Below are 19,623 nucleotides of genomic sequence, written 5' to 3' on the forward strand. Positions count from 1 at the left end.
TCGGCGTCTGTGGTTCAGTGAGGTGGGGTTTCTCTTCGGGGCGCGGCGGGCGATTTTTCGGAGCGCCCTCTTCTTTGATTGCGGAAACTCTCACGACAGAGACCTTTCTACGTCTTCCCACCTGCGACGTTACGGTCATCCGTCGTAGTCACACATCCCTCCGGGCGTGTGTGGAGGCTTCCATCATCTCGGTGTAGGGATCTTGGTGTGCAGGAGAAAAGAGGAGGGGCTTGGAAGGGATTTCGGCCCCTCCTCCGTGCTTTCGGCTAGAAGTCGAATTCGCCCTTGGCCATGCCGTCCTTGAAGGCGGCCCACTCTGATGCGGTGAAGATCAGGGCGGGGCCGCTGCGGTCCTTGCTGTCTCGCACGGCGACGCGTCCACTGCTGAGGGGGGCAACTTCGACGCAGCTGCCGCCGTTGCTTCCTGATGCCTTGGCCTTGCGCCACGCGGCGGTTACGAGTTCGTTGTCAGTCTCCATACCTCTCCATCACCTCGCGAATGACCTGCTCGCTGACGTTCACCGGATGGGCCATGCTGCTCAATGCATCCCAGCGCACGCCAAGGGCCCGGACCTTGTCGATGTGCGTGATCACCTCTCCCGCCAGGGAGCTTTCCAAGTAGGCGGTGTCAGGTGAGCCATCCGCCTGCGCGATCTCGAACGCGCCCAGCAACCCGGTGGTGAGCCCTGCGGCCAGGGGCACGATCCTGACTGTGATGCACGGATGTTTCATGACGGTGAGGAGATGTGCGAGCTGCTCGCGCATCACCTCTGCCCCGCCAATCGGCCGAGAAAGGACGCTCTCGTCGATGAGAGTTGAATACATGGGTGCCTTCGGCTGGTTGAACACGGCCTGACGCTTGAGCCGAACCTTGACCGCCTTCTGCACCTGATCCCTTGTGGTCCCAGGTTCGCCCAGAAGGACTTGTTCGGCATACCTCTCTGTCTGGAGGAGTCCGGGGATCACCAATGGCTCGGACGTGCGGATGGTGTGGGCGGCGGCCTCGATGCCGGGCCAGGGCCTGAACCACTTGGGGCCGAAGTCGTTGTGGATTTCGGGCAGCAGTTCCTTCAGCTCCCCGTTAAGCCCGAGAACGCGCTCGATCTCCTCCGTGAAAGCCTCGCTCGGCGTGCGCTTACCGCGTTCGACGGCCCCTATCTGGCTCTCGCTGTAGGTGACCCCGGGAGCTGCGGCAAGGCGTTCCTGCGACAGCCCTTGACGTGTCCGAAACTTCCGCATCCGCGCGCCATACTCCGCTCGTGCGCGTAGGCCAGGTTCTTCCCCGTTTACGGTCATATCACGACCCTTCGCCTCTGTCTCCGCACGTCCCTACAAGGCCCACACACACTTCACCGGTGGTTGACGGAAAGTGGAGCCGCCTTTTCGAAACACAACGTAACCGCATGACGCCATGCTGTGCAGTGGCTACAGAGTTTTAGGCATGTGTAGCCCTCCACCTTCCGACTGCTCTTGTGTGCTTCGAGGTGATTTCCATGCGGCAAGGCGCGACAGTGCCTCGGCGATTGCGGTGTACCATGCTGCGGCAGGATCAGTACGCACCCCACCGCGCCAGGCTGGCCGTGAGAGCCTGGCTGGGATCGGCGCATTCCGCGCTGTACGACGCCGAGCTCGTCGCCTCGGAGCTGGTCACCAACGCTGTCAGGCACGCGCTCAAGGGTCCTGGTCGCGACTGGGTACGCCTCCGTCTGGACGAAGGTCTGGACGAAGGTCTCGACGGAGCGGCGTCTTGCGTCCGCCTCGTCGTCACCGATCCAGGCAATCCCATGTCGGAGCCGGAATGCTTGCCGCTCCCGGACGACTGGAATGACTGGATCCCGCATATGAGGCGGCCCGGAGGCATGGGTATCGCCACCGTCGCCGCGATCTGCGAGGGGACGTGGGGCACGTACCTCACCGAGCGAGAGGAACGCGTGGTCTGGTGCCACGTCCCCATTCGGTGATTCGTGAACGTCGCGCAATCGGGACGGTGAACGGCTTCTGACCTTTGTTTATACATTTTCAGCTTCGTTGAAGAGGGGCCTTGTCCGGATATCCGCGCGCTACGGTTCCGGCGGCGGTGACGGACGAGGGACGGGGAGCCGACGTGGGGCGCGAGTGGCGGATTCAGCCGGCGGCTCTGGAGGATGGGGCACGCCGGGTGGAGGAGGCCGCGGGGATCATGGCGGGGGCGGCCGCTGCGCTGCGGGCCGGGACCGAAGGGTTGGAACCGTGGGGTTCGGGGGCGGTCGGCACGGCGATGGCCGCCGTACGGGACCTCATGGGGGAGGCGTGCGCGCACCTGGGGGACAACCTGGCAGGGACGGGCGTGGCCATGCGGGGGATGGCGGTGGAGGCCGTCGATGCCGACGCCGCGGCGGTTCCCAAGCGTGACCGGTAGCGGGGTTCCGGGCACGGTCCGGGGAGGGCGACCGCGCTCGACCTCGGCGAGGCGACGAGATACGGCCCGGGGAGGGCGACCACACTCAGCCTTGGCGAGGCGACGGGATGGGGCCTGGGGAGCGCGAGCGCGCTCGGCCTTGGCGAGGTGGCGAGATACGGCCTGGGGAGCGCGCCTGCGCTTGGGCTTGGCGGGGCGAGGTACGGCCTGGGCAGGGCGGCCCCGGTGGTGCTGACGGCCGGGCCGGGGCTTGAGGCCGGGCTTCGGCTGCTCGGTGTGCCCTGGCCGGACGAGGACGAGCACGCCTTGCGCGAGGTCGCCGCCGCGTACCGGGCGTTCGCCGACACGCTCGACACGCAGGCCGTCCCAGTCATGACGGCGGGAGCGGCGACGGCCGCCGCGGCCGGTGACGGCGACGACATTGCGGCGATGCGGGCCTACACGGCCGACTACCACCACGAGGGCGGGCACCTCGCCACGCTCGCCACCCTGTCACGCCTGCTCGCGGAAGGCCACGAGCAGGCCGCCACAGTCGTCGAGCACCTGAAGGTCTTCCTGGCCGCCTCCGCCGCGTACGTGGTGGCCGCCGTGGCGGCGGCTGCGATCGCGGGCGGCGCGGCGATGGTGGCCGCGTACCGGCAGGTGGCCGAGCGCCGGGTCATCGTGCAGCGGGCCGTCGCGGCCTTCCGCCGCGCCCTCGAACGCCTCTTCGGCCGTACGCTCGCCCAGAAGGTGCGCGACCGGCTGCGGCCGCTCCTCGAGGCTCGTGCGCCCCGGGAGGCCGCGGCGGCGCGGCGCGGCAAGTCGCCCGTCGCGCCGAACGCGACCGTGCGCCAGCTGAAGGACCTCAGCTGTCCCGACCTCGACCGCAGCGCGCTGAGCCGGGGGAAGACCGACCACTACTCGCGCCTGCCGGACCACAAGCTGCTCGAAGCGGTGTTCAAGCCGGGCGACGACATGTACATCACGGTCAGGGGCCGGGTCGTGCTCGACGGCAATCACCGTACGGAGGCGCTGCTGCGCCGGGCGTACCTGAACGACCGGCACCCGGAGGACACCTCGATCACGTGGGACACCCCGATCCACATCCGCCGCCTGGACGACGAGGCCTGATGGTCAGTGCGGACCTCGGGCACCAGCCGGCAGGTTCTGGCCTCTCCGGCCACATAGGCGGCCCCGGCGGGTGGTCACGGGGTTGAGGAACGAGCGGACGGCCGTTGGCGCTGAGAACGATCATGAACTGCGGAAGAGTGAGATATTCTCATCTGTAACGCACAGATCACTCTGAGTTGCTTGTTGGCGTTCTGTCCGTACCGTGCGAGCTATGCCTGCGGAGTTTCTGTCTGACGAGCAGAGGGCGGCCTACGGGGCATTTACCGAGATGCCATCGCTGTCGGACCTGGACAAGTTCTTCTTCCTGGACGGCTTCGACCGGAATGTGATCGCCCAGTCGAGGGCCGATTCTCACCGGCTGGGCGTTGCCATCCAGATCGGGACAGTTCGATACAAGGGGCTATTCCTGGAGGACCCGCTGGCGGTGCCGTGGCCGGTGGTGGACTACCTGGCCGAGCAGTTGGAGATAGGCGATGTGTCGCAGGTCAAGAAGTACGCCGAGCGGGCCAAGACGACGTACGAGCACGCGTGGATGATCCGGGACGCCTACGGCTACCACACCTTCGATGACACCGACAGCTGGAGCGGGCGGCAGCTGACGCGCCAGTTCCGGGCCTTCCTGCACGGTCGGGCGTGGACGCACGCCGAGGGGCCGGTGGCGTTGTCGGGTCTGCTGGTGGTGCCGCCAGGGTCGCGGGTCTCGGAGCTGGAGAAGCTGCCGCAGGCGCCCAAGCGCACGTCGGGCACGGAAATGGTGCGGGCGCTGCAGCGGGTGGACAACCTGGCCGGCTTCGGACTGGGCCGGGTCAACGTGTCGAAGGTGCCCGTGCGGCGGATGAAGACCCTGGCCAAGTACGGGGCGGGCAGCAAGGCGCCGGCGCTGGACCGGCTGGTCGAGCCGCGCCGCACGGCGACGCTGCTGGCGGTCACCCGGAGCCTGGAGGCCGAGGCGATCGACGACGCTTTGGATCTGTTCGCGCTGCTGATGGCCACCGGGTTGATCAGCCCGGCCCGCCGCAAGTCCGCCGACGAACGCCTGCGGATGCTGCCTCGGCTGGAGCGGGCCTCCAAGCTGGTGGCCAAGGCCGGCCGCGTGCTGGTCGGCCGGCTCGACCTGGTCGACCAGGAGGGCGCCGACCTCGATGTGGCGGCGATGTGGACCGCGGTGGCCGAGATCGCCGGCGTCGGCAAGGAGCAGGTCCGGGCGGCGCTACAGGTGGTGGAGGAGCTGGTCCCAGAGGAGGATGGAGCGGCCGAGGCGGCGATGCGGGCCGCGCTGGTGGAGAAGTACCACACGGTGCGCCCATTCCTGCGGCTGCTGGGCGAGTCGAAGGCCCTGTCGGCGGCACCGGGCGGGCGGCGCGTGCTGGCCGCGGTGCGCCGGTTGCCGGAGTTGTCGCGGGCGGCAGGTGAGCAAGAAGCCGCTGCTGCCCAAGGAGATCGACGCCGCGCTGGTGACCGCGTCGTGGAAGCGGACGGTGTATGCCAACCCGGACCTGCCGCCGGGCGCAGTGGGAGGCGATCGCCGAGGATGTGCTGGCCTCCCTGTCGCTCACCGACCCCGTCCAGAAGCATCCGAACGGCAAGGTCATGGCCCTGGACGCGGCCTGGCGGCAGATGGCCGCCCGGCTGGAGGAGGCGGGCGAGGACGCGCTGGTCTCGGTGGTGACCCCGGCCGGCGGCGGGCGGGCCCGGCTGTCGGTGGAGAAACTCGGCGCGCTCTGCGAGAGCGAGTCGCCGGCGTGGCTACGGGCCGCCTGCCAGGCCATGCTGCCCCGCATCGACCTGCCCGAGCTGCTGCTGGAGGTGCACGCCTGGACCTCCTTCCTGGACGCCTACGTGCACCTGGCCGACATCTCCACCCGCATGAACGACCTGCGCAGGACTCTGGTGGCGCTGCTGATCAGCGAGGCGTGCAACGTCGGATCGACGCCTGTGATCAAGGCCGGGGACGAGGCGCTGACCCGGGGCCGGCTCTCGCACGTGGACCAGAACTATGTGCGCGGCGAAACGCATGCCGCGGCCAACGCGATCCTGATCGAGCACCAGGCCCAGGTGCCGATCGTGGCGGCGTGGGGCGGCGGGCTGCCGGCCTCGGTGGACGGGCTGCGGTTCGTCGTCCCGGTCAAGACCATCAACGCCGGGCCCTCACCTAGGTACTACGGCTACAAACGCGGTATCACCTGGCTCAACGCAGTAAATGATCAAGTGGCGGGGATCGTCCAGATGGTGGTGCCGGGCACGCCCCGCGATTCGCTCTACATCCTGGACTGCCTGATCAACCTGGACGCCGGGCCGAAACCCGAGGTGGTCACGACGGACCAGGCCAGCGGTTCGGACATGGTGTTCGGGATCTTCTCCATGCTCGGCTACCGGTTCGCGCCCCGCTTCGCCGATCTGGGCGACCAGCGGTTCTGGCGCGCCGAGCTGCCCGACGGCAGCAGCGGTGAATACGGGGTGCTGGAGGCTATCGCCCGGAACAAGGTGAACACCAGGAAGGTGCTCACGCAATGGCCGGACATGCTCCGGGTGACCGGGTCGCTGGTGACCAGCCAGGTCCGTGCCTACGACCTGCTGCGTATGTTCGCCCGCCAAGGTCATCCGACTCCGCTGGGGCAGGCGTTCGCCGAGTACGGCCGCATCGACAAGACCTTGCACCTGCTCAGCATGCTGGATCCGATGGATTCCAGCTACCGCCGCAGCCTGGGCAAGCAGTTGTCGGTCCAGGAGGGCCTGCGGCCGCTCGGAGCGGCGGCGCTGCCCCAGGACGCGTCGTCCGCCGTCTTGGACGAGGACGGCGTCTACGGGAATCGGGTTTACGGCAGCTCGTCAGGGCGCAGCAACGGCAGGCCTTCCACCAGATGAGGGCGCGCGGCACCCGGAATCAGACCACCATCAGTCATCACTCCAGCCGTCTCCTCTTCCGCGGGTGCCACCGGTCGGGGTGGCACCCGTCCGAACGCGGCTCGCGCCGGATTCCGTTCTGGTGTCGCACATCAGGTGATCGACGCCTTCGTTGACGCGCTTGTCCACCTCGATCGCGCGTTCGTTGGGGATGAAGAGCGTCATGAACACCACCATTCCGCGACGGCCGTCCTCAGTGAAGGAACTGCGGGTCGCATACCCCGGGGCGTTGCCCGGGTGTCCCCAGTACGTGCTGCCGCAGCTCGACTGGAATTGCGCGATTCCCAGGCCGTAGCGTGCGCCGGGATAGATGTAGTTCCAGCCGGGCGCGGGGACTGTCTGCTTCATGGCGGTGAGTTGCGCCGGTTTGAGGAGCTTGCCGCCCAGCAGCGCTTTCCAGAAGCGGGTGAGATCCGAGGCCGTGGTGATCAGGTCGCCTGCGGCCCCGGCGAAGGTGACGTTGAGGTCGGTGGTGTTCACCGGCTCGGTGCTGTCGGGAAACTCGGTGTAGCCGCTGGCGTGCGGTTTCGGCAGGTGCGGGTTCGTGCCGGGTGAGAAGGTGTGGCGCAGGCCGAGGGGGCGGATGATCCGCTCCCGGACCTCCTGGGACCATGCGCGGCCGGCGACTTTCTTGATGATCATCCCGGCCAGGACGTAGTTGGTGTTGGAGTAGCCCCAGCGCTGCTCGCCTGATCGTGGCACCCAACTGGGCTTGTGCCGCATGGCGATGCCCACGAGCTGTTCCGGCGTGTAGGAGTCGAACCGGTGCTCTCGATAATCCTTCGCGGTCCAGCCCGGCAGGTCGAGGACATACTCGGCCAGGCCGCTGGTCTGCTGCAGCAGATGCCGTACGGTGATCTTGGAGCCGTCGTTGCCGTTTCCCTGGACCACGCCGGGCAGCCACTTCTCGACCGTGTCGTCCAACGAGAGCCGTCCCTCGCCGGCAAGCTGAAGCACGACGGTGGCGGTGAAGGTCTTGCTGGTGCTGCCCATCCGGAAATAGCCGCCGTACGGGACCGGGCGTTTGGCGGTCAGGTCCGCCAGGCCGCTGCGAGCGGTCAGCGGTCCCCGGCCGGTGTGCGCGGCAGCGAGGACGCCGGGAACCTTCATGGCGTGGATGGCGTCCACGTCTGCCTGCAGTGTTGCTCGGTCGTAGGTGGCGGCGGCCACAGGGGTCTGGGTGGCGGCCAGCGTCATGGCGGCCAGGCCGGCCGCGATCATGGTCTTCTTCATGGCCTCGATGCTGGACCCCTGACGCAGCGTCAAGGTCAAGCCATTCTGGCGGCCACCAGTTGCTGCAGGCGCGCCCAGACGGGCGAGGACTCAACGGTGTTCGAGCTCAGCAGGGCGGCCGTGCTCTCGGCGAGATCGTTGTCGCGGGGGTGGCGAGCGTTCCAGGCGACGATCGCGTCGGCGAGCTCACCCAGGCGTGGGTCATTGGGCGCCCAGTCCATCGCCTGGTCACACGCCAGGTAGAGCTGGACGAACTCGGGGTCGTCGAGGGCGGCGTTCTTGGTGGCCACCCATTGGGGAATCGACTGCGGGGCCAGCGCGGCCACCATGATCCAGGAGTCGCGTTCGACCAGGATCAGGCGCTCGCTGAAGCCCAGCGCACGCTGCCGCTGGAGGATCTCGATCACCTCGGGCGGCAGGAACAGCCGATCCCCGGCGACGAGCGTGGCCAGCCGGGCGCGGTGCCGCCGCAATTCTTTGATCCTGGCCGCCACCGCGCGGTCGATCTCGTCGACGGCCGCGGCGAACTGCTCTTCCCCCGCCTGGAGCAACTGGTCGATGCGGGCGAGTGGCACGCCCGTGTCGGCGAGGGTTTTGATCCGGATCAGATCCACCACGGCCTGGGCTTGGTAGCGCCGGTATCCGGAGACGTCACGCTCGGGCTCTGGCAGCAGGCCGAGTTGGTGGTAGTGGCGGACGGTGCGAACGGTGACGCCCGCATGCGCCGCCAGCTGGCCGATCGTGAGCCCATTGGTGAACAACGCCGCCCCCTTTCAGCGCACCCGCCGCCACAGGTCGAAAATGGCCTGCACGACCTCGTCCGGGCAGTCGGTGCCGATCGTACTGTGCTTGGCTCCCGCGAGAATCCGGTGCTCACTGTGGGCGACGGACGCGGCCATGGCCTGGTGCATGCGGATCTTGCCCTCGGTCATCTCCTGCAGGAGCCGTTTGGGCATCGTGAGTCTCAGGGCGGCGTCGATGCCCGGCGCGGTGAGCACGACCGCCGGCTTGCCGGGCACCGGTCCGGCGCCTTTGAGCTCCTCGCCCCACTGGTGCTGGTTGCTGCGTTCGAGCGCACCGGCCCGCTGCGCGTCGACGGTGAGGTGCCGCGCGATGAGCGCATCACGGAGCTCACCTGGCCAGGCGGCGAACATCTTCCGGTACAGGCCGCGAGACAGCAGCGTGATCAGGCGCACCATCAGGGCGCCGGGGACCGGCTGCGGCTTGAGCCGCAGGCGTTCGTCAGTGTGGTGGATGTCCCACTCCTCGTGGGCGAAGGAGTCCAGGTAGACCACTCCGGCCACCTCGTCGGGGAACAACTGCAGGAAACGCCGGGCGTACGCGCCGCCGAGCGAGTGCGCCGCCAGGACGTACGGCGGTGCCACGTCCGCCACCTGGAGCAGCAGCCGCAACTCGGAGGCGACCTCGGCCAGAGGACGCGGCAGCTCGACCGGGTCGCTCAGCCGGTGCCGGCCCGGTCGTACAGCACGCTGGTGGTGAACGCGCTGATCCGGTCGTGCAGGTTGAGGTAGTCCAGGCCCAGGGCGCTCGCCCCGGGCAGGAACACCACCGCCGGGCCTCTGGTGCCCGACCTGTGCAGGAAAAGCTGCCGTGCGCCGACCTGGTAGCGCCGCCCCAACGGGACTTCGAGTGAGGTGTTCATGCCCTAAAGGGTGCAACCCTGACCCTGCGTCAGGGTCAAACCGGTCATCTACCAGCGCGTGCTTGCCGCTGTGCGCGCCGAATCGCGACGTTGCCGGCTCCCTCGACCGCGGAATCCGGCGTTAACCACGTCGGGAAGATTTGGCCGGCAGGGAGTCACTGACCTGCGGGAACCGCCTTAACGCCGGATTCCATTCCAAGGTCTCTTTCCGACCGCCGGCTCCTTCCTCCGGCGCAGCGCGCAAGGACCTGCCGCTGGACCGGCTGCGGGATCGGGTGCTGTTCGAGACCGCCTATGTCTGCGGCGCCCGCGCCTCCGAAGTGTGCGGCCTGTACGTCGAAGACCTGGACCTGCGCCTGGACGAACACGTCCGCATCCACGGCAAGGGCGGAAGCGTGCGCACCGTGCTGCTGGACGACCGCGGCTACGTCGCCTTGCTCAAGCTCTACCTCACCAGCGCCCGCTACAGCGCCGGGCCGCTGTTCCGCGCCTCGATCAACGGCCGCGGCCACGCCTCAACCGAGACCACCCAGCTGTACGCACTGCTGGAAGACAAGATCGCCGACGCCGAGATCCGCGCCGCCCGGCGGCGACGCGATACAACGCGCTGAGAAAGCCTCACAATCTCGAACAACCTCTCACGCTGCAATAAAGACCATTCTCAGCGCCAATGGCTGTCCGCCGGTTCCTCACCCCCGGATCAGGTCTGCTCGTGTCAGCGGCCGTATCAGCGCAGCAACGGCCCGGTATCAGAGCGGTCGGCGATCGTAAATGCCATGAACGGTTCAGCGCCTGTCCGTTCAGTTGAATCTCGTAACAGCTTGAAGGAGCTCACCACCATGTCGATCACCCTCACCGACCAGGACAAGACCACCCTGCGCATCGCCGCCTGGGGCGCCGTCTCGCTGATGTCGGCCGCCGGCGCCGCCGGCTCGGCCCACAAGGTCGCCACCGAGGGCTCCATCGCCCTGACCTCCGCGACCGGCCTGGCCGGACACGTACTCACCAAGGCGCCCAAGGGCGTCAAGTACGGCAAGTCCGTCGCCGAACTCGCCGACCAGGTCCTGCCCGCCCTGACCGCATCCATGAGCCTGCTCAAGCAGCAGGACCCGGCCGAGGCCGACAACTTCCGCCGCACCGTCGTCGTCGCCGTCGAAGCAGCCGCCGGGACCCACCGGGGCCAGCCCAGCCCCACCCTGGCCGACATGGCCCGCAAGATCACCGCAGCCCTCGACGCCGCTTGATGGGATGCCGACGCTACAACGGTGTCACGGGGTCCTCTCCGGACCCCGGCTCATCCCCGCCGACCAAGGATTTCGAGCTGCTCATCGTGCCCGCTGCCTGCACGACGTCCGCAAACGCGTCCGCGGCCACGCCGCACACCATGACCTTCGTCCGTTGAGTGAAATGTCCGTGGATAGGGTGTGCTGGTGGGATTCTCTGGTGCTTCTGGTGCGCGGGTGCAGTACTCCGTCTCGACGTGGCAGCAGCCCTGCCCGGCCCCGGCCTCGCCGGAGCGTTCCGCGCTCGTGGCGCGGGTCGCCGAGCGCGTGCTGGCCTGCGGCGGTGGACGGGTGCTGGTGGGGATCGACGGGTTCACCGCCTCGGGCAAGACGAGCTTCGGGCACGAGCTGGCCGAGGAGATCGTCAAGGCGGGGCGGCCCGCGCTCCGCGCCACCCTGGACGACTTCAAGAAGCCGTGGAAGGACCGGCACCTCTACGACCGCGAGTCGGGCGAGGGGTACTACCGGAACGCCTACGACTATGAGGCGGTCAAGAGGCTGCTGCTGGAGCCCGGCCGGTCCGCCGAGGCGGTGGCGTGTGCGCTGTGCGGCATCGATCCGCTGACGCAGATCGATCATTCCGGCACGACGACGCCGCTGGCGGCGGACTCGGTGGTGATCGTGGACGGGGTGTTCGCGTTCCGGCTGGAGATCGACAAGTACTGGGATTTCCGGATCTGGTTGGACGTGGACGCCGAGCTGTCGGTGCGCAGAGGGGCCGAACGCGACCAGGACTGGGCCGGGTCCGAGGCCGAGTCGATCCATCGGAACCGGTACCTGGTCGCCGAGCGCATCTATCTCGAGGAGGCCGACCCGCTGAAGCGGATGGACGTCGTCATCGACAACACCGCCTTCGACCGGCCTCGCATCAGGTGAGCCCGAAGAGCGGCAGGCAGGGCTCCAGGCCGTCGATTCGCACGGGGACAGGGTCGGTGAAGTCGGCCCGGTCGAGGCGGAGGCGCTGCTGGACCGCCCGCTTGCCGCGTACCTCGTCGACTATCAGCCCGTCCGGCCGGTAGCCGAGCTTGCGGGAGACGCCCAGCGAGGCCGGGTTGTCCAGGAACGCGCTGGAGACCGCCGTGAGGGCCCCGAGCCCCGTGAAGGCCAGGTGGAGGACGGCGGCGCGCATCTCCGTGCCGAGGCCCTTGCCCTGATGGGCGCGGCCCAGCCACGAGCCCGTGTGCACCTCGCGGGTGACCCGGAAGCCGTGCGCGGACAGATCCTGGGTGCCGATCACCCGTCCCTCGTGGACGGCGACGAAGTTGCAGCACCACCGCTCGGGCTGCCACCGCGAGATGACGCCGAGCTGGAAGCGGACGACGTTGCCCGGCAGCTCGTCGGCGGGGACGTCCGTCCACGGTACGCCGAACGGCATCAGGTCCGGGTCGTGCACGCCTTCCGCGGCGCGGTCGGCCAGCTCGTCGAGATCGTCCAGGGAGGGCATGCGGAGCTCGAGGCGGGGTGTGGTGAGGCGGAGGTTGAGTACGGGCCAGTGACGCATACCGCGTCATTTTTCCAAAGAGTGGCGCGCCCGGTGCGGGCGGCTGGGGCCTGGTTTGCGCCAGTACGTGAGGAAGCGCAGGAGCCACTCCACGGGCCCGTACCGGTGCCTCTTGAGCCACCAGTGGCTGTAGAAGACCTGGCAGACGAAGATGCCGAGCGCGATCAGCACCTCCAGCGGCGGGCTGACCCGGTCCACGAGCGCCAGCCCGTACCCGGTGAAGATCAGCGAGCAGATCATCGACTGCGCCAGATAGTTGGACAGCGCCATCCGGCCCGGCGCCGCGAGCGCCCGGGCGATGCGCGGCATGTACGGCAGCAGCCGCAGGAACGTCGCCGCGTACGCGGCGGCCAGCAGCGGGGCCGTCACCAGGTCCACGGCCTCGCCCCAGAACTTGTGCATCGTGCCGTGCCAGGCCGACGTCGTGTAGACGAACGCGCCCGCGAGCCCGACCGTGAACCCGGTCCACTGCAGCTTGCGCAGCGTGCTCGTGTGGGCCGACAGGTCACGCATGGCGCCCAGCTTGCCGACCGCCAGACCGATCAGGCACGCCGCCAGCACCGCCGGCCCCTGGAACAGGACGCGGAACACGATGATCAGCGACAGCTTCCTGAGGTGCTCGGAGATGATCTGCAGGGCGGAGGCCGCCAGCGCCGTGTCCGCCTTGGTGGCCTCCGCGGCCGAGTCGGCCACCGTGCCGCCCATGTCCAGGCCGAACGTCGCGAGCAGGGCCAGCAGCACGAAGCCGAGCGCGAGCATCGCGGTCAACATGACCGCCAGCACCACCGCGGTCTTGGGCCGGAGCTTGCGGAAGATCAGCAGGGCCAGGCCCACGGCCGCGTACGTCGTCAGGATGTCCCCGGGGAACAGCAGCACGGCGTGCGCCAGCCCGATCAGGAGCAGCCCGGCCAGGCGGCGCAGGAACATCGGCCCGAACGGGCGCCCCTGCCGCGCCGCCGAGTCGACCTGGAGGGTGAAGCTGTAGCCGAACAGGAAGGAGAACAGCAGGTAGAACTTGTTCTCCACGAGCAGCGTCACGGTGAACCGCACGGTCCAGTCGAGCGGGGACTGGAAGGCGGGCTCGGCCATCCCGGCCATCCGGTAGCCGGAGGCCAGGAAGGCGATGTTGACAACGAGGATGCCCAGGAGTGCGAAGCCTCGTAAGGCGTCGACGGAAGCGATCCTCGCAGCCGCGAGTCGTGCGTTCGGCATGGCGGGGAGTGTCTCCTGTGTCCTCATATGGAGAACATCATCCCGCACAAGCTGAGTGTTTCCTGTGAATTTAGTTATTTTGTGCGATATAGATGAATCGTTCGATGATCACCGCTAGCGCGACCACGAAAGCGGGCACGGCCAGGAAGAGCAGCCGCTTCCTGGTCTTGCGTGCGCGGTTGGGGCCGTTCAGCCGGATGACCTCGTACGCGAAGAGCGAGACCCATGTCACGGCCAGCGCGCCGATGCCCACGGGCGTCCACGGGGTGGTGGGGTCGCCGCGTCCCTTGTAGGGCTGCGGTGCGGGGATCTCGGTGCCCCGGACGAACTTCTTCCAGGTGTAGAGGGCCGCGTCCTGGTTGGAGAACACCCGCTTCAGGTCCGGCGAGGCGTCCAGCGCCGCGCGGAACTTCGTCCCCCAGTCGTCCGGGAAGCCCTCGTTGAGCTGCAGGTAGCTCACCTGCCCGCGGCTCACGATCAGGTACGAGTTACGCGGTTGCTCCTTGAGCGCCGCGACGGCGTCCGCGATCTGCGCCGGGTCCTTGTGCACCAGGGCCTGCACGCCGAAGTTGACCAGCTCGACGTCCTTCTCGCCCCACGGCAGGGTCGGCGTGACCTCCGGCCCCGTCTTGGGCACCAGGTAGAGCACCTTGGCGCTCGGCTTGTCGTGCTCGTAGACGTAGTGCAGCGCGGCCACCTCACCCGTGGTGACCCGCTCGAACTTCTCGTTGCCGTACCTGGCCAGCAGGAACGCGAACGCGAACAGCACCGCGAAGCACGCCGCGAGCACGACCGAGAGCTTCTTGGTGAACTGCGGGTTGAAGCGCACGTTCCGCTTGCGCAGCGGCACGGTCTCCTCGCGCACGTCCGCGCTGTCGGCCGGCAGGTTGGGGAAGAACGCGTACGCGGCCAGCAGGCAGGCCCCGGGCAGTGCGAACATGTAGATCCGCAGCCCGATCTCGCCGCCGTAGCTCTGCAGCCCCAGCGCCAGCACCGGCACGCAGAGCAGGATCAGCGCCGACCGGTCGAACACCCCGCGCCGGAACCGCCTGACCAGCCCCGTGGCCGCCAGGCTCAGGATCACCACGAGGATGCCGAGCCGCGCCTGCAGCACGAGCGCGTGCGCGGGGTCGCTGCCCTCGATCCGGTCGCCGGTGCTGTTGCCGATGTTCTGCAGGATCCGGCCGAAGCCACCGAAGATGGCGCCGATCTGGCTGGACCAGAAGCCCACCGTCATGTAGCTGATCCAGGCCAGCACCAGCAGCCCGAGGAAGAACGGCAGCCCCCAGGTCAGCGACGTCCGCTTGAAGATGAGGAACGCCGTCACGACCCCGAGCATCATGAACGGGGTGATCTGGTGCGAGGCCACCGACGCGACGAACAGCGCCAGCAGCATCATCAGCATGAGCAGCTTGTCGGCCCGGTACGTGCCGGTGTTGGCCAGCTCGCCCGGGGTCATCGAGTCCAGCTTGCCGAGCAGCTTGCGCAGGCCCTTGGGCGGGATCGGCTTCGTACGCTGCTCGACCCGTCCGAACCATCTGAGCAGGATCGCGATGAACGCCAGGTACAAGGCGAACGTGAAGCCCTGCGGCGAGAAGTAGTCCTGCCCGATCCACTGCACCAGCACGAACAGCAGCGCCGCGAACCACCGCGCCCGCGTGGTGGCCACGACCTGGCGCAGGATCAGTACGAACGGGAGCAGGTAGAGCAGGTTGGAGACGAGAGGCGTCCACTGCAGGATCGGCGTCAGGTCGGTGATCCCGGCGGCCTTCGTCACGAAGGCGAACAGCGCGAAGAAGCCCGGCCAGCCCATGCGGGCGTCGATGCTGATGGCCGACTCGCCGGTCCTGCTGATGAACTCCACGAAACCGGCGTGGATGTACGCCGTGGGGAAGCGCGGCGCCGTGGCCACCAGGGCTCCCGCGCCGTGCAGGGCGAAGGTGATGGCGGCGATCTGGAACAGCAGGAGGAACTTGCGGTCGGTGCTCTGGGCGACCGTGACGAAGAACGACACGATCATGATGAGGATGGCGATGAACGCCGTCGTCGGGAGGGCCGAGATCAGGCCCAGGCCGTCGATGTTGTCGGGGTTGACGCCGCGCAGGGGGCCCGGGGCGACCTTGAGGGCCAGGATGTACATGGCCAGGCCCTCGAGGACCAGCAGCACGGGCAGCCACTGGGGCGCATTGGCGACCAGCGCGCCGATGCGACCGCCGAGGGTGCGCGGCTTGCCGGGGGCCGGCTGAGGGGATGGCTTGGGGGTCGTCTGCTGCGGCGGGGCCTGCTTCGTGGCGGCCTGGGAGGTTACGGCCTGCAGGGGCGCCGTGGGCGGGGCTGCGGCGGGCATGGGCGACGCTTGCTGCGGCGCCTCCGCGGGCGCCGCGGTCCCTTGGGCGGTGGTCCCTTGGGCAGGGCGCGCACCGGCGGACGGCGCGTTCGCCGCTTTGGCACCGTCGGCAGGCGCCGCAGTGGCCGACCCGCCGGCGGGCGTCGCTCCGGGCGGTGCTCCTCCTTCGGCGGAGGGTGCCGAGGCGGGACGGACTATGGGCACGGGCACGGTCCCGGCGGCCGCCGTCTCGGTGACCGGCCGCTTGGCGGGCGCTTCAGCAGGGGATCCGCCCTTCGCAGGCGCCTTCCCAGTCGCGGCGTCCTTGGCGGCGCTGGGCGTGCCGGTGCCAGGCGTGGCGGCGCTGGGCGTGGCGGTGCCGGGTTTGGCGGTGCCGGGTTTGGCGGTGCCGGGCGTGGCGGCGGTATCGGGCTTCGTGCTCGTCGCCTCCGCCGAGGCGCCACGCTGCCCATCGCCGTCGGCCCGCGCACCATCGACGGCCTGCGGCCCGCTGGACGGCTGCGGCCGGACGGCCTGCGGGCCGCTGGCAGGCTGCGTGCGAAGGCCGGGCTTGGTGGCGGAGTCGGCGGCGTCGGCGGACGGGGCGGAACCGGCCCCCTGCGTCGGCGTGGTGACCGTGCCTGTCGCGTCCGGGTCGGCGGCCTCCTCCACCGTGGGCGGGTGCCCGATGTGCAGGGTGGCCGGCAGCCGGATCATCGTCGTCGTGTCCGAATCCGGCTCGGCGTCCTCCGAAGCCTGGTCCTCCGAAGGCGAGCCCTCCGGGGGAGCGGTGTCGAACGTCAGCTTCGGGATGACCCCGGTAGCCTCCGGATCGAAGGGCACGTCTGACTCCTCCTTGTCTCCGCGCACGGCCCCGCGCACCTCCGAGGAGCTTGCAATGCCATCGCCGTCCCGTTGCTTCACGTTGACCATCATGCGGCCCCGGACGACCCCTGGGTGACAACCGGCGTACGGGTTTCGCCGAACTTGAGAATTTTACGTAGATTCCCAAAGATCAAAACTGCCACGAGAAGCTCGCTGAAGAGCAACCCGTACCCCACCGCGTTCACGCCCGCGTACGGGAACAGCACGACGGTGGACACGAGCACGAGCACGGCCAGCCCGATCTGTACGGTCGCCAGCGTACGGGCCCGGCTCTGCGCCCGCAGCGCGCTCAGGTAGACCTCGATCAGCACCCGAGGCAGCACGGCCAGCGACATCAGCCGCAGCAGCGTCGTGCCCTCGGCCGCGAAGGCCGAGCCGAAGACGGTCAGGATCAGCGGCGCCGCCAGGATCGCCACCGCGATGATCGGGGTGACGATCATGAAGGCCCGCCGCAGCGCCCGCCGGCAGTTCTCGGCCAGTTTGGCACGGTCGAAAGAGCCCTCGACGGTCAGCGAGACCGCCATGTTCATGGCCAGCAGCTCGATCATGCTCGCGAGCGTGTGCGCCATCGAGAAGCGGCCGAACGTGGCCTCGCCCACCTGCGTGGCGACCACCACGGGCACCAGGTAGACGATGCCGAGGATGGACAGCGTCCCGGGGAAGTCCCCAGCTAGGAACCTTCCAATTTCACGCAGCCGAGGAGGCTCCTGCGCGGCGTCGCTCTTCTCCACGTGCCTGGGCACCACGACGGCGAAGATCAGCCAGTTGACGGGGATCAGCGCGAGGGCGGTCGGGATGACCCACGAGACGAAGATCCCGCCGGACGGCAGCGCGCCGGCCAGCGCGACCAGCAGCCCCATCTTGACGATGCCGAAGACCAGGTTGTTCAGGGGCACGAACGTGGCCCGCCGCAGCCCGGTCAGCACCACGTCCTGGAGCGTGAAGACGGCCCACACCAGCACGGACGCCAGGAAGAACAGCCCGGGCCAGAAGCCGCTCAGCACCGAGTACGTCTTGCCCCACATCGGCAGCGTCAGCAGGAAGCCGAGCGCCGCGACCCCGCCCGTGGCGGCGGCCAGGCCGTACCCGCGTAGGGCCAGCTCGGGGGTGCGGCGCCCGGCGACCGGCAGGAACCGGGCCAGCGCGCCCACGAACCCCAGCGCCGTCAGCGACGCGAACAGCCGCATCGCCGTGATCACCGCCTGGCCGCGGCCGAACTCCTCGGGGGAGTAGAGGCGGGCGGCCAGCAGCCAGTAGCCCATGCCGAGCACACCGGTGACCACGGTGTTCGCCATGAGCGCGTAGCCCTGGCGGAACAGCGGGTTACGGAGGTCGTGGAGGATCTTCCCCCAGACGCTAGACATTTCCGCGCACCCGCTGCAGCCCGTACCTCGTCCTGCGCACGACCGCGTACCCCTTGGTGAGGATGCGTTCGCGCAGATAGATGAGGGGTACGCCGGTGCCTTCGACGGCGCGCTTGAACATGCTGATGGTCGTGTGCTTGCCGACCGTCAGCCGGGGGATGGCGAGCATGTCGTGCCGGTCGGCGGCGATCGTGTTGCTCACGGCGCAGGCGGCGAAATAGCCGGCCTTGCGCACTTCGCGGCGGACGCGGGCGCTGGAGTAGCCGTAGGGGTAGGCCATGGTGGCGACCGGCGCGCCGATCTTCTCCTCCAGCAGGCCCTTGTTCTTGCGCAGCTCCTGCCGCAGGTCCTCGATGCGCAGCTGGTCGAGCTGCGGGTGGCTGTGGCTGTGGCCGCCGATCTCGATGCCGGTCTGGGCGATCTCGCGGGCCTGGCCCCAGGACAGCATGTCGTCCAGCGGCCGGCCGGCCGCGTCCTTGCCCGCGTCGGACACCCAGCCGCTGGTCAGGAAGACCGTGGCCGGGAAGCTGTAGCGCTCGAGCAGGGGCAGGGCGTGGCTGTGGAAGTCGGCGTAGCCGTCGTCGAACGTCACCACGATCGGCTTGTCCGGCATCGAGCGGGCGTTGTTCTGGTTGAGTGAGGCCACGAGGTCGCCCAGGGTGAGCGGGGTGAAGCCGCTCTCCGACAGGTATGCGAGCTGCTCGGCCAGGTCCGAGGGCCGCACGGAGTGCGGCTTGGTCTCGTCGTTGGGCGTGTCGGTGACCGAGTGGTACATCAGGATCGGGATGCGGGTCATGATCGTGCCGCCTTCAGCCGTACGGAGCCCACCACGTAACCCCAGGTCGTCCAGGCCAGCCCGATCACGATCGCGGCGGCCCGGCCGAGCCCGCCCACGTCGCCGCGGACGGCCTCACCGATCCCGCGCAGCGCGCCGAGCGGCAGCGTCTTGAGCGCGTGCGCCCGCTCGCTGGCCAGCCCGTCCTGGGTGCCGACCTCCTTCGTCACCAGGGCCTTGGACAGGCCCTCGGCATAGCACCTGGATCTGAAGTAGGCGAACCGCTCGCGCTGCTTCGACACCTTGTGCCCGATCACGGCACGCGGCTCGAACAGCATGACCGAGCCGGGCTTGCGCTGGCTCAGCCGGATGCAGAACTCCGTCTCCTCGCACCCCAGCGGACGCGACTTGCGCCCCTGCACGCTGCGCCCGATGCCGCTGTGGAACCCGCCCACCTCGGACACGACGTCGCGCAGGAACGCGGCGTTGCCGCCCATGACGTTGCGGATCGGCGCGCGTACCTCGGGCATGCCGCGGTACGTGCACCCCACCGTCCAGTCGAACTCGTACGGGAACCACCGCGGGCGTCGCTCGGACGCCCACAGCGGATCCGTGCGCCCCCCGACGCCCACCACACCGGATTCCTGGAAGCCCTCCTCCAAAGCCTCCAGCCACCCGGCGTCGGCGACCGCGTCGTCGTCCAGGAACGCGACAATCTCACCGCCGGCGGTGGCCACCCCGGTGTTCTTGCCTCCCGACAGCCCCTTCTCATGCGTGTTCTCCACCACAATGGCCTGCGGATACGCGAGCTTGAGCTTGAGGTGCAGGTCGGGGTTGTGGTCGACCACCAGGATCAGCTCGTGTGCCGGGCGGGTCTGGTTCTCGACCGACTCGATTGCCTGCCTGATGTCCTCCCACCGCTCGTCGGTGTAGACGCAGATGACAACAGACGTGTTCACAGCGTTC

18 protein-coding genes and 1 pseudogene are annotated in these 19,623 nt (G+C 68.8%); 7 read left to right on the forward strand and 12 right to left on the reverse strand.

What is annotated here, in order from left to right; translation table 11 throughout:
• Positions 1–266: 266 nt before the first annotated feature.
• Positions 267–479 carry a DUF397 domain-containing protein gene (locus tag ACIBI9_RS43875; RefSeq protein WP_397231725.1) on the reverse strand — a complete coding sequence of 71 codons (213 nt, stop codon included), beginning with the start codon at positions 477–479 and terminating at the stop codon, positions 267–269.
• Positions 469–1,296 carry a Scr1 family TA system antitoxin-like transcriptional regulator gene (locus tag ACIBI9_RS43880; RefSeq protein ID WP_397231727.1) on the reverse strand — a complete coding sequence of 276 codons (828 nt, stop codon included), beginning with the start codon at positions 1,294–1,296 and terminating at the stop codon, positions 469–471. Before ACIBI9_RS43880 ends, ACIBI9_RS43875 begins: the two co-directional genes overlap by 11 nt.
• A gap of 239 nt (positions 1,297–1,535) precedes the next feature.
• Here ACIBI9_RS43880 and ACIBI9_RS43885 point away from each other — a divergent pair, with 239 nt between their 5' ends.
• The 4 genes and pseudogenes from ACIBI9_RS43885 to ACIBI9_RS43900 form a co-directional block, all read left to right on the forward strand.
• Positions 1,536–1,961, forward strand: coding sequence for an ATP-binding protein (locus ACIBI9_RS43885; RefSeq protein WP_397231729.1), 426 nt, complete (start codon positions 1,536–1,538; stop codon positions 1,959–1,961).
• Positions 1,962–2,077: 116 nt separating this feature from the next.
• Positions 2,078–2,398, forward strand: coding sequence for a hypothetical protein (locus ACIBI9_RS43890; RefSeq protein ID WP_397231731.1), 321 nt, complete (start codon positions 2,078–2,080; stop codon positions 2,396–2,398).
• A 225-nt stretch (positions 2,399–2,623) separates the two neighbouring features.
• Positions 2,624–3,511 (forward strand): hypothetical protein, encoded by an 888-nt coding sequence (locus ACIBI9_RS43895; RefSeq protein ID WP_397231733.1) that lies wholly within the window; start codon positions 2,624–2,626, stop codon positions 3,509–3,511.
• Positions 3,512–3,722: 211 nt separating this feature from the next.
• Positions 3,723–6,241 (forward strand): annotated as a pseudogene (locus ACIBI9_RS43900) (Tn3 family transposase); the annotation flags it as partial.
• 165 nt (positions 6,242–6,406) lie between these two features.
• Here the strand turns inward: ACIBI9_RS43900 and ACIBI9_RS43905 are convergent.
• The 4 genes from ACIBI9_RS43905 to ACIBI9_RS43920 are packed head-to-tail and all read right to left on the reverse strand — an operon-like array spanning position 6,407 to position 9,311.
• On the reverse strand, positions 6,407–7,648 hold the full coding sequence (locus tag ACIBI9_RS43905; RefSeq protein WP_397231735.1) for a serine hydrolase domain-containing protein: 1,242 nt from the start codon (positions 7,646–7,648) through the stop codon (positions 6,407–6,409).
• A 35-nt stretch (positions 7,649–7,683) separates the two neighbouring features.
• Positions 7,684–8,409, reverse strand: coding sequence for a MerR family transcriptional regulator (locus tag ACIBI9_RS43910; protein WP_397231737.1), 726 nt, complete (start codon positions 8,407–8,409; stop codon positions 7,684–7,686).
• Between the two features lie 12 nt (positions 8,410–8,421).
• Positions 8,422–9,060, reverse strand: coding sequence for an alpha/beta fold hydrolase (locus ACIBI9_RS43915; RefSeq protein WP_397231739.1), 639 nt, complete (start codon positions 9,058–9,060; stop codon positions 8,422–8,424).
• Positions 9,061–9,107: 47 nt separating this feature from the next.
• Positions 9,108–9,311 carry a hypothetical protein gene (locus ACIBI9_RS43920; RefSeq protein ID WP_397231741.1) on the reverse strand — a complete coding sequence of 68 codons (204 nt, stop codon included), beginning with the start codon at positions 9,309–9,311 and terminating at the stop codon, positions 9,108–9,110.
• Between the two features lie 140 nt (positions 9,312–9,451).
• Between ACIBI9_RS43920 and ACIBI9_RS43925 the strand changes: the two genes are divergently transcribed.
• From ACIBI9_RS43925 to ACIBI9_RS43935, 3 genes are all read left to right on the forward strand, one after another.
• Entirely contained in the window at positions 9,452–9,922 is a 471-nt protein-coding gene (locus ACIBI9_RS43925; protein ID WP_397231743.1) for a tyrosine-type recombinase/integrase, read from the forward strand.
• A gap of 228 nt (positions 9,923–10,150) precedes the next feature.
• Positions 10,151–10,555 carry a hypothetical protein gene (locus tag ACIBI9_RS43930; RefSeq protein ID WP_397231745.1) on the forward strand — a complete coding sequence of 135 codons (405 nt, stop codon included), beginning with the start codon at positions 10,151–10,153 and terminating at the stop codon, positions 10,553–10,555.
• Positions 10,556–10,771: 216 nt separating this feature from the next.
• Positions 10,772–11,470, forward strand: coding sequence for a uridine kinase (locus ACIBI9_RS43935; RefSeq protein WP_397231747.1), 699 nt, complete (start codon positions 10,772–10,774; stop codon positions 11,468–11,470).
• Here ACIBI9_RS43935 and ACIBI9_RS43940 read toward each other — a convergent pair.
• From ACIBI9_RS43940 to ACIBI9_RS43965, 6 genes are all read right to left on the reverse strand, one after another.
• A complete protein-coding gene (locus ACIBI9_RS43940; RefSeq protein WP_397231749.1) occupies positions 11,463–12,095 on the reverse strand; it encodes a GNAT family N-acetyltransferase in 633 nt (210 codons plus the stop codon). The genes ACIBI9_RS43935 and ACIBI9_RS43940 overlap by 8 nt on opposite strands.
• 6 nt (positions 12,096–12,101) lie before the next feature.
• Positions 12,102–13,307, reverse strand: coding sequence for a DUF418 domain-containing protein (locus ACIBI9_RS43945; RefSeq protein ID WP_397231751.1), 1,206 nt, complete (start codon positions 13,305–13,307; stop codon positions 12,102–12,104).
• A 70-nt stretch (positions 13,308–13,377) separates the two neighbouring features.
• Positions 13,378–16,476, reverse strand: a complete 3,099-nt coding sequence (locus tag ACIBI9_RS43950; protein WP_397231753.1) for a hypothetical protein — start codon at positions 16,474–16,476, stop codon at positions 13,378–13,380.
• Between the two features lie 89 nt (positions 16,477–16,565).
• A complete protein-coding gene (locus tag ACIBI9_RS43955; RefSeq protein ID WP_397231755.1) occupies positions 16,566–17,882 on the reverse strand; it encodes a lipopolysaccharide biosynthesis protein in 1,317 nt (438 codons plus the stop codon).
• A complete protein-coding gene (locus tag ACIBI9_RS43960; protein ID WP_397231757.1) occupies positions 17,875–18,678 on the reverse strand; it encodes a polysaccharide deacetylase family protein in 804 nt (267 codons plus the stop codon). Before ACIBI9_RS43960 ends, ACIBI9_RS43955 begins: the two co-directional genes overlap by 8 nt.
• The gene (locus tag ACIBI9_RS43965) at positions 18,675–19,616 is read right to left on the reverse strand and encodes a glycosyltransferase family 2 protein (protein WP_397231759.1); all 942 of its coding nucleotides are present in this window, start codon (positions 19,614–19,616) and stop codon (positions 18,675–18,677) included. Before ACIBI9_RS43965 ends, ACIBI9_RS43960 begins: the two co-directional genes overlap by 4 nt.
• Between the last annotated feature and the right edge of the window lie 7 nt (positions 19,617–19,623).

This window comes from Nonomuraea sp. NPDC050451, from assembly GCF_044458585.1.